Genomic DNA, 25,616 nt, shown 5'->3' with positions numbered 1-25,616 from the left:
TCCACGCGGCGCGCCATGGTCAGGCACTGTTTCGGGTGCGGCGTATCGTGCGATGCGTTGCGGATGCGCATGTAACGGCCAACGCCTCGCGCGGTTTCATTCTGGAGCTTCCATGTTGCTTTCACTGTTCGTGTTCCTGGGGCTTGGCGCAATTGCCGGCGTGCTGGCCGGCCTGCTGGGAGTGGGCGGCGGGCTGGTGCTCGTGGCCGCGCTCGCGTGGCTGCTGCCCGGCATGGGCATTCCGAAAGAGGCCGCGATGCACGCGGCGCTGGCCAGTTCGCTGGCGAGCATCGTGTTGACCGCCGCCGCGTCGGCGCGCGCGCACGCCAGGCGCGGGAGCGTGTTGTGGCCGACCGTCGCGTGGATGGTGCCGGGGCTGCTCATCGGCGGTTGGGTAGGCAGCGGCATCGCGGTGCATATCGACGACGACGTGCTGCGCTGGATCGTGGCCGGCTACTGCTTTCTCGCCGCGGCGCAGCTGATCTTCGGCGGCGCGCGCGCGGGTGGCGGCGCCGACGTGCCGGCGCCGCGCGGCGTGCCGATGAGCGCGGCCGGCCTCGGCATCGGGGCGTTGTCGGCCGTGGTGGGTATCGGCGGCGGCAGCATGACCGTGCCGCTGCTGGTGTGGCGCGGCGTGGTGCCGGTGCGTGCGGTGGGTACGTCGTCCGCATGCGGCGTGGCGATCGGCCTGGCGAGCGCCGTCGGTTATGCGCTGCACGCGCCGCCGGGCGCGCTGCCGGAATACGCGGTCGGCTACGTCTACCTGCCGGCGGCGATCGGCGTGGCGGCCGCCTCGGTGTTCGCCGCGCCCTACGGCACGCGCCTTGCGCATTACCTGCGCGGCGACACGCTCAAGCGCGTGTTCGCGGGGTTCCTTGTACTGGTGGGAACCAGCCTGGTGTTCAGCGGCTGACGGCCGCATCAGCCGATCGCGCCGCTGCGGGATTCGCGCAGCGCCGATTCGATGCTGTCGAGCGTGGCGACGATCGCCGCGCGGCGTAGCGCGACATCGCGCGGGGAATCCTCCGGCGGTGCCATGTGCGCGCCGACCAGCACCAGTGCGCCCTCGATGCGATGCAGCAGTTCGCGCTGCCGTGCCGGATCGCCTTCCTCAATGGCGTCGTCGAGTTCCGCCAGCTCGGTGCGGCTGATGTCGAGCAGGTCGCCGAGCACGCGCCGGTAATCCGCGTCGTCCTCGTACATTCCGCGAAGGCGATCCAGGCCTTCGGGCTCGCCAGCGGTGAACGGGGTGCCCATCGACGACGGCGACAGCAACAGCGACGAGAGCTTCGCCGCCAATGCGTCGAGCTGGATGGGTTTTCCGAGGAAATCGTCCATGCCGGCGTCCCGGCAGCGCTGGATCTGTTCGGGCAGCACGCTTGCGGACAGCCCGACGATCGGCAGGTGCACGTCGCCGACTTCCGAAGCGCGTACTGCGCGCGTCAGTGCGTAACCGTCCATCACCGGCATGTGGCAGTCGGTGAGCAGCAGGTCGTAGTGCGCGCGACGCAGTTCCGCCAATGCCTCGTCGCCGTTGGTCGCCATGGCGAACGCGTAGCCGAGGCTCTCCAGCTGGCGGCCGATCACCGCACGGTTGATCGGGTGGTCTTCCGCGACGAGGATGCGCGCCTCGCGCGGTGCGCTCGCCAACGCGGAGGCGGGCGCCGTCGCGTCGCTCACGATGAGGCCGAGCGCTTCGTGGCACGCACGCGCCAGTGCACGCGTGCTCTGGGGATCGCCGGACAGGCGAACCTCGCCGGCGCGGGTCGGTCCCGCCTCGTCATCGCGCAGCACACGCACCAGCGGGCGGTCCGTCAGCACGTCGGGTACGGGGATGCCGGCGTCGACAAGGAGCAGGTCCATGTCGCCGGCGTCGAACTCGACCAGGTCCGAGGCTTCCGCCTCGATCAGGCTGAAGCCGAACGAGCTCAGGCCGTTGCCGATTTCCTGCGAACGCAACTCGTCGCCGACGCACATGACCGCCGAGCGGCCCTCGAATTCCGGCCGCCCCTGCAACGGCTGCACGACGGCCAGCGCGAGTTCCAGCACCGCACGCGTGCCGTCGCCGGGTTCGCTCTCCAGGTGCAGGCTGCCGTCCATCATCTCCGCGAGCCGGCGGCTGATCGACAACCCGAGCCCCGTTCCGCCGTAGCGGCGCGTGGTGGATTCTTCCGCTTGGGTGAATGGCTGGAACAGGCGCGCGAGGTTTTCCGGCGCGATGCCGATGCCGGTGTCGGCCACTTCGATACGCAGGCGTTGGCCATGCGGTGTTTCGTTCAGCAGTCGCACCTGCAGCGCCACGTGGCCCTGCGCGGTGAACTTGAGCGCGTTGCTGAGCAGGTTGGCGACGATCTGGCGGATGCGCATGGCGTCGCCGCGGAACCGCGTGGCCAGTCGCCAGTCGACGATCGAGTACAGGCGCACGCCGCCTTCCTTCGCACGCACGCCGAACAGGCCGGCGACGCTGTCCACCAGTTCGCGCAGGTCGAAATCGGCATCGCTGATGGCCAGGCGGCCGGACTCGATGCGCGAGTAATCCAGGATGTCGTCGAGGATCTGCAGCAGCGCGCGCGCCGAATCGCGCGCCATCGACGCCATGCTGGACTGCTCGTGGTCGAGCGGTGTCTGCGTGAGCAGCTCCATCAGGCCCAGCACGCCGGTCATCGGTGTGCGGATTTCATGGCTCATCGCCGCCAGGAAGGTGCTCTTCGCCGCGACGGCGGCCTCGGCCTGCGCCTTGGCCTCGCCCAGCGCGTGCGCCTGCTGGTGCAGCTCGGTGGTATCGACCCAGTAGCCGCTCCATTCGACCGCGCCATCGGGCAGGCGTCGCGGCGAACCGCCTTCGGTCCGGAGCCAGCGCCAGTCCTCGCCGATGCGCATGCGCACGTCGAACGCCGGAATCGGCTTCAGCGTCTGCGCGGCCGCCTCCACCGCGCGCTCCACGCGCGGCTGGTCGTCCGGATGCAGGCGCGCGAACACCAGCGATTCGTGATGCAGCAGTTCGTCCTGCGGCATGCCCAGCATGCCTTCCACGTCGCCGGCGACGTAGGTGAAGCCGCGCCGCCCGTCGGCCGATACACGGAACTGGAACACCGTGCCGGGCATGGCCCCGGTGATGTCGTGCAGTCGTTGCTCCGAGGCGCGCGCGCGTGCTTCAGCCTCGCGGATTTCCGTCACGTCGACGATCGTTCCGATCAGGCGCAACGGTCCGTTCTCCGACGCGGCGAGCGGATGGCGCCACACGATCAGGTGATGGACGCCGTCGCGCGCACCGCGTGCCGGAACCGTCAATTCGCGCCGCGACCCCTGCCCGGACGCGAGCACCTGCATGTCCTCGCCGGTGAGGACCTCGTGGTCGATCCCGCTCGCATGCGTGCTCTGCTCGACGGTGCGACCGATGATCTGTTCGCGCCGCACGCTGAACATCGTCTCGTACGCGCGGTTCACCGCGATGTAGCGGCCGTCGCGGTCCTTCACGAACACGGCGTAGGGAATGTTCTCCAGCAGCGCCTGCTGGAAGTGTAGTTGCGCGGCGAGCGCGGTTTCCGCCCGCGCCTGCAGTTGCGAAGCGCGTCGCAGTCGCGCATAGGCCAAGCCGATGGCGCTCATCACCAGCAGCACGGCGGCGGTTGCGAGCAGCACCCATCGCCACGGCACGCCATACACGAAGTCGGTGGTCAGCCAGCGCGCGCGGATGGACTGGCGTTCGTCGTCCGGCGTGCTGTCGAGCACGCGATCGATGAGCGGTATCAGCGGCTCGTACTGGCGTTGCACCCCGAACGACAACTCCGTATCGAAGCCGGCAGGCCCCACCACGCGCAGCTCGCCGGCGTAGCGGTTGCGGATGAGGGCGTCGATCGCCGGCAGCGTGCCGATGTAGGCATCGGCGCCGCCGTTCGCGACCAGCGCGAGCCCGGCTTCGTTCCCGCCCACGGTGCGCAGCTGCGTCTGCGGAAGCAGCGCGTGCAGCGACGACAGCACGCCGGGCTCGTCGCGCACGGCGACGGTGCGTCCGCCGAGATCCGATGCGCTGGCAATCGCCGGGCCGTGCAGGCGCGCGACGATGACCTGCGGGAAGTCCTCGTAGGATCGGCTGAACACCATCTCGTTGCCGTCGATGTCGCCGGTGCTGCCGGTGGCGATCATGTCGACTTCGTGCGCCAGTGCCATGCGCTGCAGGCTGTTCCAGTCGTCCGCGGGCACGAGTTGCACGCGAAGTCCGAGCTTGCGCTGGATCAGGTCGAGGTAGTTCGCGGCGATGCCGTCGAATCCGCCTTCGCGCGCGAGGAAGCTGTACGGGAAACGATCGACCTCATACCCGACGCGAAGCACGGGAAGGTGGGCGATCCACTCGCGTTCGCTGCGCGTCAGGCCCACGGCGTGCGATGTCGCCAGCGACGGCACGTCGCCCGCGCCCCAGCGCTGTCGCATCTGCTCGACTTCGTGGTCGGGGATCGTCGCTTCGGCCTTGCGCAGGATGCTGGCCAGTTCGTTGTGATCGCGACGAACCGCGGGCGCCAGCTCGAACGTCGGCAGGTCGAGCGCGCCGAGAATCGCCACGTCGTCCGCCTGGCGCTGGCGCACCAGCGCGGTCGTGCGCGGAAGCGTGACGCCAAGGTACGCGTCGGCCTGACCGCGGGTGAGCATCTCCAGCGCCTGGCGCCCGTCGTCCGCGTAGACCAGCGTCGCGCGGGGATGGCGTTCGGCGAACACCTTCGCCGGCAGCCGGAAGCGGCGTTCGACCACCACGCGGGCCGAGTCCAGGTCGCGCGCCTGACGGATCTGCAGGTCGCCTTTTCGCGCGACCAGCATCACCTGTTGCGACGCCGCGAACGGCCGCAGCATGTGGAAGCGCTCCATGCGCTGCGCGATGACCGGCTGCGCGAGCAGGACGTCGTAGGGTTCGGCGGTGCCGGAGGTGCCGAGCGCGATGGCTTCCCAGTCGGTATAGGGATGGAACTCCACCTGCATGCCGGCGCGCGCGGCGAGCGTGCGGATGTAATCGACGCCGAGGCCTTCCGGGCGGCCGCCGCGCCAGGCTTCGAACGGCACGAAATCACCGGCGAACACGCCCACCTGGATCACCGGGTGCGCGCGTCGCCATGCGTCTTCGGACGGCGTCAGCGAAATCTGCGCGCGTTGCGCCGCAGAGGCCGGGCGGCGCGGCGCGTTCGCATGCTGGGCGTTCGCCAGGCCGCAGACCAGCAGCGCGAGGAGGATCAGACACCGCGAGGCGAGCCGGATTGGATGCGGAGGATTGCCCAAGCTCATGGGTGTCTCGTCGTGAAAGTACGTGCTTTCACCGCAGACTAGGCCCCACCCGAAAGTGCAGCCATCAGACGGGTCTGAATCTCCTTTCTACTCGCTACTTCGATGTCAAGAGGGTGTGAAGAAGTGGCCTGAGCGCGGTTGCGTGCGCGTCGATGTGCCGACCGTCGCACCGGAAGGCGAAGCGGCAGCCGTGCTGCCGCCCGCGTTGCGTGCGCGTGTTACGAGCGCTTCATGATCGGCGGCGGGAAGTACGTGCCATCGGCCACGCCGCCCTTCGGTCCGTAGAAGCGGAAGGTCAACCGGTAGTCCTGTCCGCGCGGGGTCGGCAACCAGTTGCCCTCGGGCGCATCGGCCGGCTTCTGGTCGGCGAAGTACAGCGTGAGCGAGCCGTCGGGGTTGTACTTCAGGTCCGATTCGCGGTTGAGCAGGAAGCGGTTCTTCGCGTTCGGCAGGACGCGCATGTGGCGCGTGTCCACCGCGATCACCGACCAGAAGTAGTTCGCGTACTTCTCCGGCAGGTCGTCCTTCGGGAAGGTCAGCGTGTACACGTGGTCGCCGTTGAGCTGCGTGCCCGTGCTGTCCAGGTTGCCCTTGTAATAGACCACCTCGTCCATGTCGTTCGCCCAGATGCCGGCGTAGTTGACGAGCGTGCGGCCGAGCCAGTCGTTCTTGTAGTTGCCCGATACGGCGGGGCGGGCCCAGTGGTTCTTCGTCGTGCCGTGGCCGATGGTCGGCGACGCCTTGGCGAAGTCGGCCAGCGCCTTCTCGCGGATGACCTGGTCGACCCGCGCGCGTTCGGCAGGGTCCTTGATGCCCTCGGCGATCGCACGCGCCTTCGCGGCCACCGCGTCCATGCCGGTGTTCAGGTCGGCTTCGCTGTCGAGCACGGCCGGCGCGGCTTCGAACGCCTCGGCGCCGGGCAGCTTGTCCATGTCGAACGACGGGATCGTCGGCAAGGTGGGCAGCGCCGGCGTGCCGGTGGCCTTGAAGGCGAACTGGTGCTGCAGCGCTTCAGCGCCCTTCCAGTCCTCGCCCAGTTCCACGCGCGCCAGGACACGCGCGTACTTCACCGGCAGGTCGATGCGCGTGGCATTCGCCGGAAGCTGGACGTTGGCGCCCTTCAGGCACACCGCGAACTCGCCATTCGGATGCGCGCGCTGCGTGCGTTCGTTGATGTTCGCCAGCGTCTCGCCCCAGCCGTTGAGGAACTGCACGGTGTAGTAGCGGCCCGTCACCTTGGGCACGGTGACCAGCGTGCAACTGTTCTCGTCGACGGCGATCCACGCTTCGGAATAGGCGACGTCGAGGTTGGGATTTGGCCAGTCCACCGCGCCCGGCTTGCGGTGGACGATCTCGTTCCACTTGAAGCCTTCCTTGAAGTCCGATTGCTGCTGGCGCAGCACGAGCAGGCGGCTGAGCAGGTAGATGTACGCGTCGCTGATGTCCTGGTCGGTGTAGGACCGTTGCGACGCAGGCGCGGCGGCAGGTGCGGGCGTCGCGGTATCGGTAGCCGGTGTGGCGTCCGGGGTGCGGTTGCACGCGCTGAGGGCCACCAGCGCGATGGCCAGGGCGAGGGGTGTGGTGCGGGGGCGTGACATGGCGCTGATCTCCTTGCAGGGCCGGGGGATGGAGCAAGCCGGAGGGTAACGCCCGGCGGCGGTCGTCCTGCCCGCCGGTCATCTGCGAATTATTCGCATTGAAGCGTGATGCGATTGCGTGTACCGACGAACGGTCATCTGCACGCCGAGCGGCCCGTGGCGGATGCGCCGGGATCCGCGGTCGAGGGTCGCGCATGTCGTTTGCGAGGGAGGACGCGTGCGGGGATCGTGGTGCGCGCCGTCATCGACGACGCCACGATGCACTGTGTCGAACGCAACCCTTACGACGTAGGTCGGAACGAAACAATCTCAGTTTCGAGGCGTGGGCGTCGCGATCGCCATCCGGCGCACGTCGCGCCCTCGGGCAAAGGCGCGAAATAACCACGATGAATCGTGAAATACGCAGCGAACGATGCGCGAATGCATGTGCAAGTTGCGCATGCACATCGTGCTCGTCGCAGTTGTGCATCGCAAGATTTATCTGATTCTCAAAGTCTGCATCGACAGCCAGCATGTCCTTGTCGCTGGGGGAGCGACACGAAGGAAGCGGTTCGAGCTACTCGCCCCCCAACGGCGAACTCTCTCCAACAAGGACATATGGACGCATGAGCAAGACCCTGATTTCCGCCGCGCTGTTCGCGGCCATCGGCTTCACTTCCCTGTCCGCCGCGGCCGCGGACGGCAAGATCAGCTTCACCGGCAAGATTTCCGACGTCACCTGCACCATCAAGGGCGGCGACAACACCGATGGCGGCACCAGCAACTTCACCGTGACGCTGCCAAGCGTTTCCACCACGGCGCTGAAGGCCTCGGGCCAGAGCGCGGGCGACACGCCCTTCAGCGTGGTCGTGGGCGGCAGCGGGCAGTCGGGCTGCACGAACGGCAAGATCGCGAAGATGTGGTTCGAAACCAGCACGCCGACGATCGATACCGCGAACGGCGGCCGCCTGAAGAACACCGCCACCGGCGGCGCGTCCAACGTCGTCGTGGGCCTGCTGAACAAGGCCGGCGCGAACATCAACCTGTCCAACAACGCCGGCGGCGACGGCTCGGCGGAGACCATCGCCGACAACACCGCCACGCTGCAGTACACCGCGCAGTACTACGCGACCGGTGTCGCGACCGCGGGCGACGTGAGCACGTACGTCAACTACTCGGTCGTCTACAACTGAGCCACGCGTGACGCACACGGCGGGGTCCACGCGGCCCCGCCGTCTCAGGGAAGTCTGGGGAAGAACAGGAACTGCTCATGAAACTGCTCGCACGAGTGGGTTGTGCGTTCGCGTGGACGGCTGCATCCGTCCTCGCACCGGCCCACGCCGACATACAGATCAGCGGAACCCGCGTGATCTATCCCGCCGACGAGGCGGAAGTGACCGTCCAGGTCGACAACAACGGCAGCGGACCGCGCCTGCTGCAGATCTGGACCGACGGTGGCGATCCGAACGAAACCGCCGCCACCAGCACCGCGCCGTTCCTCGTGACGCCGCCCATGTCGCGGCTGGAACCCGGCAAGGGCCAGGCGTTGCGGCTCATGTTCACCGGCACCGACGTCCCGCAGGATCGCGAATCGGTGTACTGGCTCAACGTGCTGGAAGTGCCGCCGCGCCCGAAGTCCGACGGCGGCGCGGACAACTTCCTGCAGTTCGCCGTGCGCACGCGCATCAAGATCTTCTACCGCCCGGGCGGCCTGCGCGGCGCGCCGCTCGACGCGATCGGGCAGCTGACGTGGCGCATGGTCCACTCCGGCGGTTCCGCATCGTTGGAGTGCACCAACCCGAGCGCCTACAACGTGTCGTTCGCACAAGTGCGACCGGAGCGCGCTCCGCGCGAAGACATGCCCAAGGGCGGCATGTGCCCCGCGATGGGGCGCGCGACGTTTCCCGTCCAGTCGCCAGCCGGCAGTGGCCCCGGCACGGTACTGATCACCGCGATCAACGACTTCGGCGGCTTCGTCGAAAGCCGCGCGCCGTACACGGACTGAGCCGCGCGGGCCGCAGATAGCGGCTCGTTGCTTCCATCACGACGCTCCATCGCGCCGGCCGGGCGCGAGCGCGGCACGCCGCGCCGCCGACGGCGTGCCATCCGCAACGCGAGATCGAGACATGCATTCAATGGATCCGTGCGCCATCGCACCGGCCGTCAGGGGCCTGAGGCGAAAGCGCATTGCACTTTTCGTACTGGCCGCGCTGGGGCAGATGCCGCTGGGCGCCTCCGCCTCACCCGACCCGGCGCCCGCGCCCGAACCTTCTCCCGAGCCCGCGCCCGACGCCTTCGAGTTCAGTCCGCAGTTCCTCGGCGATTCCGCCGCGACGACCGACCTGTCGCGCTTCGAGCGCGCGAACGCCGTGCTGCCCGGCGACTATCTGGGCGATGTCTACCTCAACGGGTATCGGATCGCGCGCCAGTCGGTGGCGTTCCGTGCGAGTCCTACCGGCGGCGATGCGCGCGCCTGCGTGTCCGGCGCGCTGCTGGAGACGCTCGGGGTCGACACCGCGCAACTGCTCGCCGCCGGCGTGGACCTGTCGCAGGCGTGCATCGACATCGAAAGCGCGATCCCGGCGGCGCGCGTCGCCTTCGACATGAACCAGTTGCGCCTCGACGTGTCGATCCCGCAGGCCGCGCTGAAGCGAAGCGCGCGCGGACAGGTCGATCCCGCCCTCTGGGATCGAGGCGTCAACGCCTTCACGCTGGGCTACAACCTCAGCGCGAACCAGCTCGACTACGCGTCGGGCGATCGGACGCGCGGTGCGTACGCGGGGCTCACGATGGGCCTCAACCTGCGCGGATGGCGCATCCGCAACCAGTCGGGCTATCGCTGGGAGCACGGTGTTGGCGATGATTACCAGAACGTCCGCACCTATGCCGAACACGATGTCGCGGCGCTGCAGTCGCAGTTCACGGCAGGCGATACGTTCACGTCCGGCGAGCTGTTCGACTCGACCGCGTTCCGCGGCGTCAAGCTCGCAACCGACGACCGCATGCAACCCGACTCGACGCGTGGTTACGCGCCGATCGTGCGCGGCGTGGCCGAAACCAACGCGCGGGTGGTGGTGCGGCAGGCCGGCTTCGTGATCTACGAGGCGAATGTCGCGCCGGGCGCGTTCCAGATCGACGATCTCTACGCGACCGGCTACGGCGGCGACCTGGACGTCACGGTGACCGAAGCCGATGGCAGGCAGCGGACGTTCTCCGTGCCGTATGCCGCGGTGCCGCAACTGCTTCGTCCAGGCAGCTGGCGTTACTCCGCCGTGGCCGGGCAGGTGCGCAACGACGCGTTGCACGGCGATTCGCCGTGGTTCCTCGAAGGCACGTACCAGCGCGGCTTCAGCAACCTGTTCACGGCGTACACCGGCGGGCAGGCCACGGACGACGGCCTGTACCGCAGCGTATTGCTTGGCGCGGCGTTCAACACGCCGGTGGGAGCGGTGTCGCTCGACGTGACCGGATCGCGCACGACGTTCGACGTTCCGGACGAAACGCAGTCCGGCTACAGCACGCGCCTGGCGTACAGCAAGAGCATTCCGCAGACGAACACGGACTTCGCGCTCGCCGCGTACCGCTATTCGAGCATCGGGTATCTGTCGCTGGGCGATGCGGTGCGACTGGACGATGCGATGCGCTACGGCGAACTGGCCGGTGGTGTCTTCGAAGGCGCCGGAAGCCAGCGCAGCCGTTTCCAGCTGACCGTCAGCCAGAGCCTGGGCGAACGCGGCGGATCGCTGTTCGTCAGCGGCGCGCGCAGCGACTACTGGGGCGATGCGCTGCCGGTGGACTCGAGTTACCAGATCGGCTGGAACAAGCAGTTCCGCAACGTGTCGCTCGGCGTGAATGCAAGCCGCAGCCGCGTGATCGGCAGCGGGTACGACAACCAGGCGACGGTCAGCGTCACCATGCCGCTCGGCGCGTCGAGTGCGCGCGCCACGCCGCCGCAACTGTCGATCGCGGCCGGACACGCGTACGACGGAAATTCCGTACAGGCCGGCGTCACCGGCAATGCGGGCCGTCGCGGACAGTTCAACTACGGCGTCAACGGCAACTTCAACGATCGCGACACGGACAGCGTGGGCATCAACGCCGGTTGGCGTGCGGCCTTCGCGGCACTGGGCGCATCGTATTCGCGCAATGCGCAGAGCCGGCAGGCATCCATGTCGGCGAACGGTGGCCTCGTCGTGCATCCGGGCGGCATCACACTGGCATCGCAACTGGGCGACACCATCGGCGTGGTGGAAGCACGCGGCGCGCACGGTGCGCGTCTTGGGAGCGAGGGCGCGGGCCGAGTCGACCGTCGCGGTTACGCGATCGCCGGGCATCTCACGCCGTACCGCATCAACGAAGTCGTGCTCGATCCGAAGGGGCTGTCGGCCGACGTTGAACTGGACACGTCGCGCGTGCAGACCGTTCCACGCGCCGGCGCCGTGGTGCCGCTGAAATTCGGCGCGAGTGTCGGGCGGGCGATCCTGCTCCATGCGTGGCTGGACGACGGCGAGCCGGTCCCGTTCGGCGCGCAGGTCGAAGAGTTGGACGGAACCGAAGTCGGGCTGGTGGGACAAGGCGGACAGGTGTTCGTGCGGCGCGCCGTCGATCGCGACGGGCCGATGCGCGTGAAGTGGGGCCTGGCCGACCGCGTATGCCTGATCGACCCCGCGGCGGGCAAGGCCCGAAGCAGCCGTTCGCGCGTCAGCGAATTCGATGCCGTCTGCAGCGCTCCCGCTATCGCATCCGCGCACGCGGCGGCGAGCGGCGAGGGGCGTTCGGCGCGCACGTCCGAGTAGGGCCTTGTCTCTCCAGTCATCAGCCGCCACTCGCGGTGCATCGGAAAACTCATGAACACACTCCCAAAGTGCCTGACGGCGCTCGCCTTGCTGCCCCTGGTCTCCTTCGTGGGAACGGTACACGCCGCGTGCGCGGCACACGATCTCCACGTCGCCGTCCCGACGCTTTCCTACGTGGGGCCGGCGGACGCGCCGATCATCGGCAAGCAGATCGGTTCAGGCTGGGGCGGCACGTCCAATAACGTGACCGTACTGGAGGTCTCCAGTTGCCCGGCCCAGTATTCGTACGCCGAGCCGATCGACACGCCGGTTCCCGGTGTCACGTACTCCGACGGTACGACGACCTATCCCGTCTACCCGACGGGTGTCGCCGGCATCGGCTACGTGATGGGCCTGCGGGACAACAACGCGACGCAGTGGGTCGCCATCAAGCCCCCCAATGCGCAGACCTATCCGGCGCCTGGCACCGGCACCGGCGTCCAGACCTCCACGTTGGGGTGGTGGGTGCGCGTGCTCTTCGTGGCTACCGGGCAACTCAAATCGGGCGCCTATACGCTGCCGTCCAAACGCTTGGCCCGGGTCTGGGGCGCGAACAGTTCCAAGGTGCAGACATCGCCCAACGCGTACCTCGTCTTCGACGGGTCCACGATCAATGTGACCGCAAAGGGCTGCGACCTCACCAGCACGCAGGACATGGCGGTCGAGCTGCCGGCCGTGAACGTCGCGCAGTTCGGGAGCGTGGGGTCGAGTCCCGCCGCAAGCGCTTCGTTCGATGTATCGCTGAGCTGCCAGTCGGGCGTGGCGGTGTACGCGACGATGACCGACGCCAACGCGCCGGGCAGCAGGGGCACCGCGCTGGCGCTGGGAGGCGCATCGACCGCGTCGGGGGTCGGCGTGCGGCTGTTCCGCAATGGGCTGTCAACCCCGCTCGCGTTTGGGCCGGATTCGTCCGCCATCGGCAACGTCAACCAGTGGCTCGTCGGTGGCGGTACGTCCGCAAGCGCCACCACCTATTCGATCCCCTTCATCGCCCGGTACGTACAACTCGCCAGCTCGGTATCGCCGGGAAGCGTGGAGGCGGCCGCGACGATCACGCTCTCGTACCAGTGACGCGGTGGGTTAGCGCGGTGTGGCGCGCACCGTGCCAAGTGCGCGAGGCGGCGCGCACCGTGTCACAGCGAGCTTCCCGGCGCTTCTGGGTGCGGAGGCTGCAGGTTCGAAGGTGGTGGTCGCGTGGCGATGAGGGGGAGGGACGGCGCCAGGTGGCGGCCTACGGGGCAAAGACGGCGACCCTCCCCTGCAAAGACACCCGCCTCACTGTGCCGAACGTTGGGCAACTCTTTGCCGCTTGTGGCGGATTCACGAATTGTTTACAACTTTGGGGGTGCCGCCCGGGCAGGGGAGGCGGCCGTTGCTGCTGTTCATTCATTCGAGGGAGAGAGTAATGAAAGCCATGCGTCGCCAATCGCTCACCCGAGCGATCCAGCTGTCTTTGCTGTTGTCCCTGCCGGGCCTCGCGGCCGCGCAGGAAACCTCGCCAGCCCCACAGGGTTCGGCCACCACGCTCGACACCGTCACGGTGACGGGCTCGCGTATCAAGCAGACCAACGCCGTCACGGCCCAGCCCGTGTTCGTGCTCGACAAGGCCAGGATCGACCAGACCGGCCTGCAGACCGTGGGCGATCTGCTCCAGCAGATGACCTCCAGCGGCAAGGCGCTCAACGCCAAGTTCAACTCCTCGGGCAACTTCGGTTACCCGCCGGACGGTGGCGGCATCGGCGCGGGTTCGGCGCAGGTCGACCTACGCAACCTCGGCTCGCAGCGCACGCTGGTGCTGGTCGACGGCGTCCGCTGGGTCAATGAATCCTCCGCCTCGGGCGTGAGCGGCAGCGCGGACCTCAACACCATTCCGCTGGCCATCGTCGAACGCGTCGAAGTGCTGGAAGACGGCGCCTCGGCGATCTACGGCTCCGACGCCATCGCCGGCGTGATCAACATCATCACCCGCCGTAATTTCGACGGCGCCGAAGTGCACGCCTACTACGGCGAGTACGAGGACGGCGGCGAAACCACCGAAGCCAGCCTCACGCTCGGCGGCAGCGGCGACAGGTGGTCGGCGGTGTTCACCGCCAGCTACTTCGAGCAGCAGGAAATCAGCTCCGGCTCGTGGCAGCAGTCGGCATACCCGACGCCGGGCACCGGCGTGCGCGGCGGCAGCTCGGGCATCCCGCAGGGCCGCTTCTTCTTCTGCGATCCCACGCGCCCGACCACCGGCGTCGGCGGGTGCGACGACGACACCGAGAACTGGTACGACATCACGCTCAACAACGGCACCACCACGCCGGTGTTCGATCCGAACAACCCCAACGGTGGCACCTACAACGCGTTCGACGGCAGCGACCGCTTCAACTTCGCGCCGTACAACCTGTTGCTCACGCCGCAGAAGCGCAAGTCGATCTTCGCCAGCGTCTATTACGACGTGACCGAAAACACCCGCTTGCACGTGAAGGGCCTGTACAACAACCGCACCTCGACCAACCAGGCGGCGCCGGAGCCGATCTTCGTCGGTCCGGGCGCAGGGACCGGCGGCATCGCCGACACCATCAGCATCCACGCCGACAACCCGTACAACCCGTTCGGCTACACGCTGGATGCGAATTCCAACTTCCTCGTGGCGACGCGTCGCCCGGTCGAAGTCGGGCCGCGCATCTTCAACCAGGACGTGGACACGGTGTACTTCAACACCGGCCTGGACGGCACGTTCACGCTCGGCACGCGCAGCTTCGGTTGGGACTTCAACTACGCCTACGCCGACAACAAGGCTACGCAGGAATTCCTCAACGGCTACAACGTCGCCAAGCTCAAGCTCGCGCTGGGCGATCCGGCGGTCTGCGCCCAGGTGGCCGGTTGCGTGCCGCTGGACATCTTCGGCGGCCAGGGCCGTCCGATGACGCAGGAGATGATCGACTACATCCGCACGCGCCAGATCGACTCCTCGCAGCAGAAGCTCGACCTGTACTCGGCGAACATCACCGGCGACATGTTCAACATCGGCGACCGCACCGCCGGTTTCGCGGCGGGCGTGGAGCATCGTCGTTACCGCGGCGACTTCAACCCCGATCCGCTGCGCCAGAGCGGCGAGTCGCAGGACTCCTTCGCCGCGCCGGTGTCGGCGTCGTACGACGTGGACGAGGTCTACGCGGAATTCAGCTTCCCGGTGCTGTCGACCCTGGACCTGAGCGCCGCCGTCCGCTACTCGGATTACTCGACCTTCGGCGGCACGACGACTGGCAAGGCCGGCTTCCGCTGGCAGCCCATCGAGGACCTGGTGATCCGCGGCACCTACTCGCAGGGCTTCCGCGCGCCGAACCTCGGCGAGCTGTACGGCCTCACGCAGTTCGGCGCCACGCTGGTCGATCCCTGCGGTTCCACCGGCAGCCCGGGCCCGTCGGACCCGTCGTTCGCCGCCGGCTGCGCCGCGCAGGGCGCACCGCCGAACTTCGAACAGGCCAACACGCAGATCACCACCTTCACCGGCGGTAATCCGGACCTGCAGCCGGAAGAGTCCGACAGCTACACCTTCGGCGTGGTGTATGCGCCCGGCTGGGCGACGGGTCAGGCCTGGTCTGATCGACTCGACTTCGAAGTGGGCTACTACCACCACAAGATCGACGACGCGATCCAGGCGCGCGACATCCAGGCGCTGCTCGAAACCTGCCTGCGCGAAGGCGGCGTGGGTTCGGTCAACTGCACGCCGTTCACGCGCGGCGCGGGCGGCAACCTCAACCCGCCGGAGAACTTCCTCGACAACCTCGGCCGCATCAAGACCGACGGCGTCGACTTCAAGGTGAACTGGGCCGGTCCGGAATGGAGCTGGGGCCGCCTGAGCGCATCGCTGCAGTCGACCTTCGTCAACGACTACGAGGCCGTCGACGTCGACGGAAACCGCTCGCAGCGCGAGGTGGGCGTCGAAGTCAACGACAGCGCGATCCCGGAATGGCAGACCAACCTCCAGACCAACTGGACGATGGGCGACTTCAACGTCGGCTGGACGGTGCGCTACATCTCCTCCGTCGAGGAGCTGTGCTCGAACGTGCCCGTCGACGAGGCGCCCGGCTGCATGGGCGGCGTGGAAACCAACACGCTCGGCTCCACGACGTACCACGACCTGCAGTTCAACTGGAACAACGCGCTGGTCGACAAGCTGAAGTTCACCGTCGGCGTGAACAACCTGTTCGGCAAGGAGCCGCCGGTGTGCCTGACCTGCTCGCTCAACGGTTACGACGCCGGTACGTACGACCTGCCGGGTTCGTTCTGGTACGTCAGCGCGGACTACCGCTTCTGATCGCCTGACCGATCCGCTGTAAAACACGAAACGGCCGATGGTTCGCCATCGGCCGTTTTCGTTCGGGTCTTTGCTTTTTGTAGCCCGGGTAAGTGGAACGGCACCCGGGAAAAGGCATCCATCACGTTCGCCCCGTGTGCGCTTCGCTTACCCGGGCTACAACGTTGGTGCTGCAGCGATCAGCGCAACGCCGAATCCGGAACGTGCAGGTCGATCGACAACGCCAGATGGTCCGACGACGCCGCAGGCCGCGCGCGTGCATTTGACGTCTTGAGCCCGTCGCCGACCAGGATGTGGTCGATCGCGCGCTGCGGGCGCCAGCTCGGGAAGGTGTGCACTTCGCCGTCGGGCGGCTGCAGGCGCGTGTTGCGGAACAGGGCGCGCATTTCGGGGCGATCGATGGAGCAGTTGAAATCGCCCATCAGCACGGCGTTGGGATGGTCGTGCAGCAGTTCGGCGATGAAACCCAGCTGCGCGGCGCGCGAATTCGCGCCGAGCGAGAGGTGCGCGACCGCGACCAGCAGCCCCTTGTCGCCGTCGCCGTACCGCGCGAGCAGGACACCGCGCCCGGCGATGCGGCCGGGCAGGGCGTGGTCGATGACTTCCTTCGGCTCCAGCCGGCTCAGCAGGCCGTTCGCACTGGAAGCCACGCCGCCGACGCGACGGTTCGGCTGGTGGCTCCAGTAATCGAAGCCGGCGCGCTGGGCGAGATAGTGCGTCTGGTTGGTGAAACCCGATCGCAGGCTGCCCGGATCGCTTTCGTTGAGGCCGACGATGTCGTGCTCGCCGGCCAGTTGCGCGATGGCGTCCAGGCTGCCGCGCTTGTTGCCGGCGGGCAGCACGTGGGACCAGCTTCGCGCGACGTAATCGTGGTAGCCGCGCGTGCTGGACCCCGCCTGGATGTTCGCGCTGAGCAGGCGGAGCCGGCGGGTGTCCATGCGATCGTCGCGTGTCCTTACTGGGCGCCGCCGGCCTTGGCAGCGCGCTCCTGCGCGATCAGGTGATCGGCGATGCGCAGTGTGTCCTCGAAGCCCTTGCCGGTGACCTTGTACTTGCCGTTGATCACCATCGTCGGGGTCGAATCCACTTCGCTGCGCGCGATGAACTGGCCGGCGCGCTTCATCTTCGCGTCGATGGCGAAGCTCGACATCGTGCTGGCGAACTGCTTCGGGTCGACGCCGTAGTTGCCGTAGAACGCGGCGATCTGCTCGTTGGTCGGCAGCGGCTGCACCGGCAGCGTGCGGTCGACGTGGATCGCGTTGAAGACCGCCTGGTGCGTCTTGTCGAGCACGCCCATCGTCTGCGCGGTGTAGAACGCCTTCGCGTACGGCTCCCAGTAGCCGCCGAACGGCGCGGCGAGCGCGACGAACTTCACGTCGGCCGGCTGCTTGGCCTTCCACGACTCGACCAGCGGTTCGAAGTGCGCGCAGTGGGGGCAGGTGTAGCCGAAGATCTCGGTCACTTCGATCTTGCCGCCGGTGGGCTCGAACGGCTGGCCGCCGGCGATTTCAACGTAGTCGGTGCCGGCGACCGGCGCCGGGCCCTGCGGCGGCGTGGCGGCCGAGGCGGGTGCCGCTGCCGGAGTGGCGGCGGCGTCGGCCGGGGCGGCGGTCGTGGCCGGCGCCGGGGCGGTTTCAGCCGGGGCGGCGGGCGCCGTCGGCGCTGCCGGGGCGGCCGTCTCGGCCGGAGCCGGGGCCTGCTTCGAGCAGGCGGACAGGACCAGCAGTCCGGTCAGGACCACGGCGAGATGGGGCAGACGCGAATTCATGCAGACAATCTCCGCAAAGGTCGGGAAAAGCGGGAGCCGGGCGGCGTCGGCCGAGCGGCGGGGCACAGGCAAGAATACCGGCCGGGCGGCGCCGGTGGCACTCGACTCAGCGCGTTTTGCCGTCGCGTTCACGCGCGATCAGCTGATCGGCGATGCGCAGCACGTCGTCGAAATCGTGCCCGATCACGCGGTAACGGCCGTTGATCACCAGCGTCGGCGTGCCTTCCACGCCGCTGCGGCGGATGAACTGCTCCGCCTTCGCCACGCGCGCGGCGACGTCGGCACCCTCAAAGGTCGCCATGAACTTCGCAGGGTCCACGCCGTAGCGCGCATAGAACGGGGCGATCTCGCCCGGCGTCGCGTTGCGCAGCGGCAGCGTGCCGTCCGTGTGCAGCGCCCGGAACATCGCGTCGTGGGTCTGGGCGACGACACCCAGCGCCTGCGCGGCGTAATAAGCCTGCGCGTAGGGCTGCCAGGAGCCGCCGAACGGCGCGGCCATCGGGATGAAATTCACCGTCTTCGCGTTCTTCTTCGCCCAGGCCGATACCGCCGGCTGGAAGTGCGCGCAATGCGGGCAGGTGTAGCCGAACACCTCGACGACCTCGACCTTCCCCTTCAGCGGCGCGAACGGGATGCCGCCTTCGATCACTTCGTAGTCCGTGCCCTCCACCGGCGCGGCCTGGGGCGTGGCCGCCATGGCGGCGACGGGGAGCAGCACGAGCAGGAGCAGCGAACGGAGCAGCAGGCGGCGGGTCATCGGCGTTCTCGAACGGGTGGGCCGGAAACTAGAACGCCGGCCGTGGAAGCACGGCCGGCGCTACAGACAACTCAATGGTTCCGCCTCCGACCATCGTCAGCGGCGGAAGTTCAACCGATCAGGAGCCGGTAGCCGGCTCGGCCGGCTTCTCCGCCGGGGCGGCCGGCGCCGCGGCCGGAGCCGTCGGAGCGGCAGCCGGAGCAGCGCCTGCCGGGGCAGCGGCGACGGCCACGTCGTCGCGGCTCGGGTGCAGACCCTGCAGGTAGCTCGACAGCGAGCCGATTTCTTCGTCGGTCAGCTGCTTGGCGACGGCGGCCATGATGTTGAACAGGTGCGCGTCGCGCTGCACCGTCGTGCCGGCGCGGTATTCCTCGAGGCGACGCTGCGTGTACGGCGCCTGCTGGCCGGCGATGTGCGGGTAGGCCGGGCCGGGGTTGCCGGCGCCATCGGGGCCGTGGCACGCCATGCACGCCGGGATGCCGCGCGCCTTGTCGCCCGAGCGGAACAGCTGCTGGCCGATCTCGAAGTACTTCTTGCCGGTGTTGGGGCCAGTGGCGACGGCGGTGTCGTCGGCGACGCCCGCGCCGGCCTTCTGCGTGGCGAAGTAGGCGCCGACATCGCGCGCGTCCTGGGCCGACAGCGCATCGGCGAACGGCTTCATCACAGCCGCCATGCCGGTGTTGCGCTCGCCGGTCTTGAACAGCGCGATCTGGTGCGCGATGTAGCGCTCGCTCTGGCCGGCCAGGCGCGGGTACTGCGGGTCGGTCGGGTTGCCGTCCAGGCCGTGGCAGGCGGCGCAGGTGCCCGCCTTGGTCGCACCGGCCTTCGCATCGCCCCACACCGTCTTTTCCGGCGCGGTGTTCAGCGGCGCCTGTTCGACCGGCGCGTTGTTCGGGACCGGGGTGACGGTGGTCTGGGCATAGGCAACGGCGGCGGCCGCGAATGCGACGATGCCGACAATGCCGAGGATGCGGGCTTGGCTCATGTAGCTGGGCTCCGAAACACAGATGAGGCGAACGCCGGGCGCACGCCGGAACCGCGGAATTATCGTCGGCGGTCCGGGGGCGGTCAACGCGCGCGACGTGCCGAAAGCGGCCGCAGTCCGCGGTTTGGCGGGATCGCGGGGCCCGTGCGCATGCCGATGTGCGTGCCGGGAGCGGGTTTCGCGCGTGCGCGTGCGATCCTTATGCCATGGCCAACCCCTTCGTCCGCGCCCGCTATCTGTTGTCGGCGCACAACCACAAGCAGCTTCCGCCCGACGGCGCCTTCGAGGTCGCCTTCGCCGGCCGCTCCAATGCGGGCAAGTCCAGCGCGCTCAATGCGCTGTGCCAGCAGAACGCGCTCGCCCGCGTCTCCAAGACGCCCGGCCGCACGCAGCAGCTGGTGTTCTTCGACATGACGCCGCCGGAGATCGAGCCGCCGCGCTACCTGGTCGACCTTCCCGGCTACGGCTACGCCAAGGTCCCGCAGGACCTGCAGGCGCACTGGCAGGCCTTCATCGACCAGTACTTCCGCACGCGTGAGGCACTCAAGGGGCTGGTGGTGGTGATGGACATCCGGCACCCGCTGAAGGACTACGACCGCCAGATGCTCGGCTACGCCGTTGAGCGCGGCCTGCCGGCGCACGCGCTGCTGACCAAGGCCGACAAGCTCGGGCGCGGGCAACAGTCGCAGGCGCTCCTCGCCGTGAGGAAGGAGTTGTTCAACGCGTTCGGCGACACGGTGAGCGTGCAGACGTTCTCGGGCGAGTCGAAGCAGGGTGTGGACGAGGCACGGGCGGTCGTGGCGGGGTGGCTGGGGCTGTAGCGTTTGCGTTTTGCGGCGGTGGGTAGCGTGCGGGCACTGCGTCAATAACAACCATGGCACCGTCATCCCGGCGAAGGCCGGGATCCAGACCCGTGACGTTTGGGCACTCTATCGGCGGTTCCCCACCCCGCCGTCATTCCAGTGAAAGCTGGCACCCATTTTGCTCCTGCTGCCCAACCCCCGGGTGCGCTTCGCTTACCCGGGCTACAAGAGCCATCGCCGTTGCGGTTGATCGTCATCCCGGCCTTCGCCGGGATGATGATCAAAGTGCTTCCTTGACGAGGGAGTGCCCGCGCGTCACGCGCCTGCATCCCGGCCGTCGCCGGGATGACGTGGTTCGGGCGCCCGGGCGCAGGAGGGCCCCAAAAACAAACCCCCGCCGACTCGCATCGGCGGGGGTCGCAAGCACCGCGGGAGGGCGGCTTAGAACTTGTAGTTCACGCCGACCAGGTAGGTGCGGCCCCACTCGATGTATTCCAGCGGACGATCCTTCGTGCCGGCATACGTCTGGTACGGCGAGTTGGTCAGGTTGCTCGCTTCGAACAGCAGCGTCAGGCCGGCCAGGCTGCTCGCCTCGCCGAAGCTGTAGCTGATCTGCGCGTCGAGCTGGTCTTCGCCCACGACGTAACGCAGCGTGCGGTTGCCATCGAAGTTGCCGATCTCGCCGATGAAGTCCGAACGCTTGCGCTGGCTCACGCGCGCCTCGAAGCCCGCGCGCTCGTAGTACGCGGTGAAGTTGTACACCTCGTCCGACAGACCCGGCAGGCTGATCGGATCGGTGCCCACGCTGCTCGCGCTTTCCGGGTCGAGGATCTCGATGTCGCTGTCGGTGAAGCTCGCGCTGGCGACGATGCCGAAGCCTTCCAGCGGCGCCCACAGCATGTCCAGCGGCAGCGACGCGCTCAGCTCGATGCCCTGCAGCTTGCCGCCCTGTCCGTTGTACGGCGCGGTGAAGTTGCCGATGGTCTGCGTCGGCGGCTCGTTCGGGCCCGGCACGTAATCGGCGACGAACGCCGAGAAGTCGTAGTTGTCGTTGGTCTGCGTGTAGATGTAGCTGCGCAGGTCCTTGTAGAAGTACGCCGCCGCGACATACGCCTTCGTGCCGAAGTACTTCTCGTACGAGATGTCGAACGCGTTGGCACGCCACGGATCCAGCTCGGGATTGCCGCCGCTCGCGCCCGGACGACCCGTGCTCGTATCCACGCCGAATTCCAGCGACGCACGCAGCTGGTCCACGCGCGGACGCGCCACCTGGCGGGCCAGCGCCACGCGCAGCGTCTGGTCGTGCGGGAACAGGAACGCCAGGTTCATGCTCGGCAGGTAGTCGGTGTAGGTCTTGCCGTTCTCGTACGGCTGCACTTCGCTGCCGGCCGGCTGGGTGGAATCCCAGAAGTTCGCGCGCGAGGACTGGTCCGCATGCTGGATCTGCACGCCGATGTTGCCGCGCACGCCCACCGAACCCCAATCGGTATCGATGTTGCCCTTGATGTAGCCGGTGGTGAGCTTCTCATCGACCGTCCATGCCTTCGGGATCAGGTAGGACAGGTTGTCCACCGGTTCGAAGCTCATGTAGCGCGACACCGCCGCCGGCACGTTCCACGCCGGGATGGAGCCCATGCCGGCGAAGCCCAGGTTCACCAGCCCGTACTGCAGGTCGCGACCGATGGCGGTGTCGCCCTGCGCGCCGAGCCGGATGTTGCCTTCGGGCTGCGTCTTCTGCTTTTCGCGGTCGGCGTAGTTCAGGCCGACGTCGATGTCGGACAGGAAGCCGCTAGCGAATGCCGGCGCCGGAATCGACGCGGCCAGCGTGTAGGTCTTCAGCTCGTCCTCGACGCGCGGCACCTTGCCGTAGCCGGAACCGTAGATGGTGTCGGTGAGGAACAGCGTTTCCGGGTTCGAATAGTCGCGACCCGGCACCAGCCACGAGAAGCCGTCGCTGTTGTATGCCAGCCCCAGCGTGTCGAGCTGGAGGCGCGGCACCTGCTGCGTGTTGTTCTCCAGCAGCAGTTCCTCGCGCTCGGCGCGCGACCAGCCGATGTCGGCCTTCATGCGCACGTCGCCGACGTTGAAGTCGTTGGCCCAGCCGAACGCGTCGATCTTGTCCTCGCGCTTGCGGTACATGCCGCGCACGAGCGGATAGACGTTCACCGCCGTGCCGCCGGTGAAGGAGCCGTTCCCGTTGACCTGCGGGTTGAGGAAGACCACGACCGGGTCGCCTTCGCCGCCGCCGTTGTAGCCCGACAGGTTCACTTCGAACTGGTTCGCCGTGTCTTCCTGGTCGGCCTTGGTGTGGAACAGGTCCAGGGTGCTCGTCCAGTTGTTCGACGGACGGTATTGCAGCGTCGCCATCACCGCGTCGCGCTCGATCTCACCGGTGCGGCGCAGCGCCTTGATGCCGTCGGCGAAGAACGTGCCTTCCGGCACGCCGTTGCGGAAACGGTCGCCATCCGGGCCGGTCGTCGCGCTCCACGGCTCGTACAGGCCGACCTGGTTCTCCTGGATCGGCAGCTCCGTGTGCGAGTAACCGATCGAGAACCCGAGCGTGCGGTCCATGAACTGGCCGATGTAGCTGGCGTTGATGCGATTGCCGTCGCCGTCGGCGTTGGCGGCGTCGCCCAGCGAATTGCGCTGGTAGCGGCCGCTTACCGCGACGATCGGCTTGTCGTAGTCGAGCGGGCGCACGGTGCGCATGTCGATCGTGCCCGACAGGCCCTGGCCGACGAGGCCGGCATCGGGCGTCTTGTACACGGTCACGCCGCTCATCAGCTCGGCGGGATACTGGTCGAACTCGACGCTGCGGTTGTCGCCGGTGGACACCATCTCGCGGCCGTTGAGCAGCGTGGTGGCGAAGTCCGGCGACAGGCCGCGCACGCTGATCACCTGCGCGCGACCGCCCACGCGCTGCGCGGACAGGCCGGGCAGGCGGGCGATGGATTCGGCGATGCTCACGTCGGGCAGCTTGCCGATGTCTTCGGCGGACACCGCTTCGACGATGGACGTCGACTCCTTCTTGGTGTCGATCGAGGTCTCGATGCCGGCGCGGATGCCGGTGACGACGACCGAATCGAGCGTCCTGGTTTCGTCGGTACGCGACGGCTCGCCTTCCGGTGCCTGCGTGGCCACCTGGGCCTGCGCGCCGGCGGCGAGCAGCATCGTTGCCGATGCGAGCGCCACGCTCAGCAGATTGCGCTTGAGTTGCATCTCCCCTCCCACTCAATCGATTCTGGCGAATCGGGTTCTAGTCGTTGTGTGTCGGCCCGCGTACGTCGCGACGGATGCCGCGCTCGCCGGGAGCCCGCGCCCGAGTCGGCAAAGAAAAACCGCTCAGGACGTAGCGGCGATGGTAGTTCGCCCCATCCCTGCACAAAGTTCTTTGCATACGTATTCATCGCCCGCCTGCCCGCATGAATCGGCATGCAAGCGTTTTCCCGGCGCACGGCGATGCGCCCGCGCGCATGCGCGGGCACACGTGGGGTCGCGCTGGTCCGTCAGCGGCCGAGCAGGAACTGCAGCGGCACCTCGAGGCGATCGCGCCAGGCGCGTTCGTTATGTTCGGCGCCGGGAAACTGGCGACTCATGAAATCGCGATCCTCGCGCCAGCCCGCATCGCGCAGGACGGCGTCCATGCGCTGCTGGTACGGCGCGTACGACGCGTCGAGCGTCGCGGTGCCGTGGTCGAAATAGAACCGGTGGCTGCGACGGGCCGGCAGGTGCGTCGCAAGGTAGTCGATGACGGCGCCGTCGTTCGCAGGCCAGTGCGTCGAAAGCCCGCCTGCCGCGCCGAACACGTCCGGGTACTCGCTCATCGCGTAGGCGGAGATCAGGCCGCCCATGCTCGCGCCCATCACCAGCGTGTCCCCGCGCGCGGGTTTCGTGCGGTACGTCGCGTCGATCGCAGGCTTCAGCTCTTCGACGATGAAGCGCAGGTAGCCGTCCGACGGCACGTAGGGGCGCTGTTCGGACGACGCGGCCTTCGCCGGCATGTATTCGTTGCCGCGCAACGGCGTGTTCGAGATCGCCACGACGATCGCCTCGCGCACGCGGTGCGCCTGGATCAGCTTCGTCATCGTGCCGTCCACGTCCCAGTCGATGCCGGTGAACGACATCGACGGATCGAACAGGTTCTGCCCGTCGTGCATGTAGAGCACGGGATAGCGACGCGTGGGGTGTGTCGCGTACGACGGCGGCAGCCACACGTCGATCGTGCGCGCCGGCACGTGCGCGGACGGCACGTCCTGGTAGCTGTCGACGCGACCGGTCGCGTCCAGCGCCGGCGCATGCACCGCATATGCCCAACGCAGGAACACCGGCAGCATCCGCGCCCACGCCACCTGTTCATGCTTGCCACCGGGCAGCAGGTAGAGCGACGCATCGGCGCGCGTGGCCTTGGCGCCGTAATCGTCGTTGATGCTGTAACCGAGCTGGCGCAGGCCCTTCATGCCGCCGGCATCCGCGTTCCAGCCGACGAGCATGTCGCGCGCATCGTCCACCGCGTCGTCCACGCCGTCGCCGTCGCGATCGGCCGCTTCCTCCGCGGTTCCCACCGCGAAGAACCAGCGTGCACCGTTGCGCGGCTCGCTCGCATCGACCATGTGCTGCGCCATGCGCGTGCGCTGCATGCTCGCGTTGTCGGTCGTGTCCGATGCGGGCCAGAACGAGGGCGAAAACGCGCCGACGCGTCCGAACACTTCCGGATACTGCCAGCCCAGGTTGAACGCGTTCAGCCCGCCGAGCGACCACCCGAGGATCGCGCGCGCGTCGGGCGTGGTGCGCGTGCGGTAGCGTGCGTCGATCGCGGGCACGAGCGTGCGCACCAGCCATTCGGAATACGCGTGCGCGTTCGTGCCGATGCCGCCGAAGCGCGTCTTCGCGACGAGGTTCGTGCCGGCCTTGCGATCGGACAGACCGTACGCGCCCATGCGATCGGGCGGCATGTCGATGGCGACGACGATCGGCGCGCGGATCTCACCGGCGACGATGAGCTTCTGCAGGGTTTCGCGAAGCTGCACCGCCTGCCGATCCTGTCCGTCGTTGACGTACAGCACGGGATAACGGCGCGTCCCGGCGGCGTAATCCGGCGGCAGGTAGACGGTGGTTTTCATGCCGTCCGGCGCGAATGGCGTCGCGTCGAGCGCGAATGCTTCGACGACCACCTCGCCCGTCACCGGCTCGGGCGAGAGCGGTTCAAGCGCGATCGCCGCCTGCGCGATCGCGAGCAGTCCCGCCAGGCAGGCCAGGCGAAGGCCGCTGCGGATGCGTTGTGTCGTCATGCGGCGGTCTCCCGTGCCAGCGCGTT

General features: G+C 68.0%; 15 protein-coding genes. 7 read left to right on the top strand and 8 right to left on the bottom strand.

What is annotated here, in order from left to right:
- Window positions 1–112: 112 nt before the first annotated feature.
- Complete coding sequence (locus LA521A_RS17920) at window positions 113–913, top strand: sulfite exporter TauE/SafE family protein (RefSeq protein ID WP_281780198.1); 801 nt, start codon at window positions 113–115, stop codon at window positions 911–913.
- Window positions 914–921: 8 nt separating this feature from the next.
- Here LA521A_RS17920 and LA521A_RS17915 read toward each other — a convergent pair whose 3' ends face one another.
- Window positions 922–5,271 (bottom strand): ATP-binding protein, encoded by a 4,350-nt coding sequence (locus LA521A_RS17915; RefSeq protein ID WP_281780197.1) that lies wholly within the window; start codon window positions 5,269–5,271, stop codon window positions 922–924.
- A 218-nt stretch (window positions 5,272–5,489) separates the two neighbouring features.
- Window positions 5,490–6,869 carry a DUF1214 domain-containing protein gene (locus tag LA521A_RS17910; protein WP_281780196.1) on the bottom strand — a complete coding sequence of 460 codons (1,380 nt, stop codon included), beginning with the start codon at window positions 6,867–6,869 and terminating at the stop codon, window positions 5,490–5,492.
- Window positions 6,870–7,474: 605 nt separating this feature from the next.
- Here LA521A_RS17910 and LA521A_RS17905 point away from each other — a divergent pair.
- The 5 genes from LA521A_RS17905 (at window position 7,475) to LA521A_RS17885 (ending at window position 15,989) form a co-directional block, all read left to right on the top strand.
- Complete coding sequence (locus LA521A_RS17905) at window positions 7,475–8,041, top strand: fimbrial protein (protein WP_281780195.1); 567 nt, start codon at window positions 7,475–7,477, stop codon at window positions 8,039–8,041.
- Window positions 8,042–8,118: 77 nt separating this feature from the next.
- Window positions 8,119–8,853, top strand: a complete 735-nt coding sequence (locus LA521A_RS17900) for a fimbria/pilus periplasmic chaperone (RefSeq protein WP_281780194.1) — start codon at window positions 8,119–8,121, stop codon at window positions 8,851–8,853.
- 121 nt (window positions 8,854–8,974) lie between these two features.
- Window positions 8,975–11,644 carry a fimbria/pilus outer membrane usher protein gene (locus tag LA521A_RS17895; protein WP_281780193.1) on the top strand — a complete coding sequence of 890 codons (2,670 nt, stop codon included), beginning with the start codon at window positions 8,975–8,977 and terminating at the stop codon, window positions 11,642–11,644.
- 51 nt (window positions 11,645–11,695) lie between these two features.
- Window positions 11,696–12,754, top strand: a complete 1,059-nt coding sequence (locus LA521A_RS17890) for a fimbrial protein (protein ID WP_281780192.1) — start codon at window positions 11,696–11,698, stop codon at window positions 12,752–12,754.
- A 334-nt stretch (window positions 12,755–13,088) separates the two neighbouring features.
- Window positions 13,089–15,989 carry a TonB-dependent receptor plug domain-containing protein gene (locus tag LA521A_RS17885; protein WP_281780191.1) on the top strand — a complete coding sequence of 967 codons (2,901 nt, stop codon included), beginning with the start codon at window positions 13,089–13,091 and terminating at the stop codon, window positions 15,987–15,989.
- A 179-nt stretch (window positions 15,990–16,168) separates the two neighbouring features.
- Here the strand turns inward: LA521A_RS17885 and LA521A_RS17880 are convergent, their stop codons facing one another.
- The 4 genes from LA521A_RS17880 to LA521A_RS17865 form a co-directional block, all read right to left on the bottom strand.
- Entirely contained in the window at window positions 16,169–16,927 is a 759-nt protein-coding gene (locus LA521A_RS17880; protein WP_281780190.1) for an endonuclease/exonuclease/phosphatase family protein, read from the bottom strand.
- Window positions 16,928–16,944: 17 nt separating this feature from the next.
- Window positions 16,945–17,757: a thiol:disulfide interchange protein DsbA/DsbL gene (locus tag LA521A_RS17875; protein WP_281780189.1), complete on the bottom strand. Its 813-nt coding sequence runs from the start codon at window positions 17,755–17,757 to the stop codon at window positions 16,945–16,947.
- A gap of 106 nt (window positions 17,758–17,863) precedes the next feature.
- On the bottom strand, window positions 17,864–18,514 hold the full coding sequence (locus tag LA521A_RS17870; protein WP_281780188.1) for a thiol:disulfide interchange protein DsbA/DsbL: 651 nt from the start codon (window positions 18,512–18,514) through the stop codon (window positions 17,864–17,866).
- Window positions 18,515–18,632: 118 nt separating this feature from the next.
- The gene (locus LA521A_RS17865) at window positions 18,633–19,499 is read right to left on the bottom strand and encodes a c-type cytochrome (protein WP_281780187.1); all 867 of its coding nucleotides are present in this window, start codon (window positions 19,497–19,499) and stop codon (window positions 18,633–18,635) included.
- 206 nt (window positions 19,500–19,705) lie between these two features.
- On the opposite strand from LA521A_RS17865, the gene yihA reads away from it, so the two are divergent.
- The gene (yihA, locus tag LA521A_RS17860) at window positions 19,706–20,320 is read left to right on the top strand and encodes a ribosome biogenesis GTP-binding protein YihA/YsxC (protein ID WP_281780186.1); all 615 of its coding nucleotides are present in this window, start codon (window positions 19,706–19,708) and stop codon (window positions 20,318–20,320) included.
- Between the two features lie 423 nt (window positions 20,321–20,743).
- Here yihA and LA521A_RS17855 read toward each other — a convergent pair whose 3' ends face one another.
- A complete protein-coding gene (locus tag LA521A_RS17855) occupies window positions 20,744–23,521 on the bottom strand; it encodes a TonB-dependent receptor (protein WP_281780185.1) in 2,778 nt (925 codons plus the stop codon).
- A gap of 287 nt (window positions 23,522–23,808) precedes the next feature.
- Window positions 23,809–25,590, bottom strand: a complete 1,782-nt coding sequence (locus LA521A_RS17850; RefSeq protein WP_281780184.1) for an alpha/beta hydrolase-fold protein — start codon at window positions 25,588–25,590, stop codon at window positions 23,809–23,811.
- Window positions 25,591–25,616: the final 26 nt, after the last annotated feature.

Origin of the sequence: Lysobacter auxotrophicus (assembly GCF_027924565.1) — a bacterium.
GTDB lineage: Bacteria > Pseudomonadota > Gammaproteobacteria > Xanthomonadales > Xanthomonadaceae > Lysobacter_J > Lysobacter_J auxotrophicus.
Note: the sequence above shows the minus strand (reverse complement) of the source record. Positions and strands in the feature narration are given on the sequence as shown.

Excerpts from the sequence above, each read along its gene's own strand:
- LA521A_RS17920 (WP_281780198.1), top strand. The coding sequence starts at position 113 with ATGTTGCTTTCACTGTTCGTGTTCCTGGGGCTTGGCGCAATTGCCGGC.
- LA521A_RS17915 (WP_281780197.1), bottom strand. The coding sequence starts at position 5,271 with ATGAGCTTGGGCAATCCTCCGCATCCAATCCGGCTCGCCTCGCGGTGT.
- LA521A_RS17910 (WP_281780196.1), bottom strand. The coding sequence starts at position 6,869 with ATGTCACGCCCCCGCACCACACCCCTCGCCCTGGCCATCGCGCTGGTG.
- LA521A_RS17905 (WP_281780195.1), top strand. The coding sequence starts at position 7,475 with ATGAGCAAGACCCTGATTTCCGCCGCGCTGTTCGCGGCCATCGGCTTC.
- LA521A_RS17900 (WP_281780194.1), top strand. The coding sequence starts at position 8,119 with ATGAAACTGCTCGCACGAGTGGGTTGTGCGTTCGCGTGGACGGCTGCA.
- LA521A_RS17895 (WP_281780193.1), top strand. The coding sequence starts at position 8,975 with ATGCATTCAATGGATCCGTGCGCCATCGCACCGGCCGTCAGGGGCCTG.
- LA521A_RS17890 (WP_281780192.1), top strand. The coding sequence starts at position 11,696 with ATGAACACACTCCCAAAGTGCCTGACGGCGCTCGCCTTGCTGCCCCTG.
- LA521A_RS17885 (WP_281780191.1), top strand. The coding sequence starts at position 13,089 with ATGAAAGCCATGCGTCGCCAATCGCTCACCCGAGCGATCCAGCTGTCT.
- LA521A_RS17880 (WP_281780190.1), bottom strand. The coding sequence starts at position 16,927 with ATGGACACCCGCCGGCTCCGCCTGCTCAGCGCGAACATCCAGGCGGGG.
- LA521A_RS17875 (WP_281780189.1), bottom strand. The coding sequence starts at position 17,757 with ATGAATTCGCGTCTGCCCCATCTCGCCGTGGTCCTGACCGGACTGCTG.
- LA521A_RS17870 (WP_281780188.1), bottom strand. The coding sequence starts at position 18,514 with ATGACCCGCCGCCTGCTGCTCCGTTCGCTGCTCCTGCTCGTGCTGCTC.
- LA521A_RS17865 (WP_281780187.1), bottom strand. The coding sequence starts at position 19,499 with ATGAGCCAAGCCCGCATCCTCGGCATTGTCGGCATCGTCGCATTCGCG.
- yihA (WP_281780186.1), top strand. The coding sequence starts at position 19,706 with ATGGCCAACCCCTTCGTCCGCGCCCGCTATCTGTTGTCGGCGCACAAC.
- LA521A_RS17855 (WP_281780185.1), bottom strand. The coding sequence starts at position 23,521 with ATGCAACTCAAGCGCAATCTGCTGAGCGTGGCGCTCGCATCGGCAACG.
- LA521A_RS17850 (WP_281780184.1), bottom strand. The coding sequence starts at position 25,590 with ATGACGACACAACGCATCCGCAGCGGCCTTCGCCTGGCCTGCCTGGCG.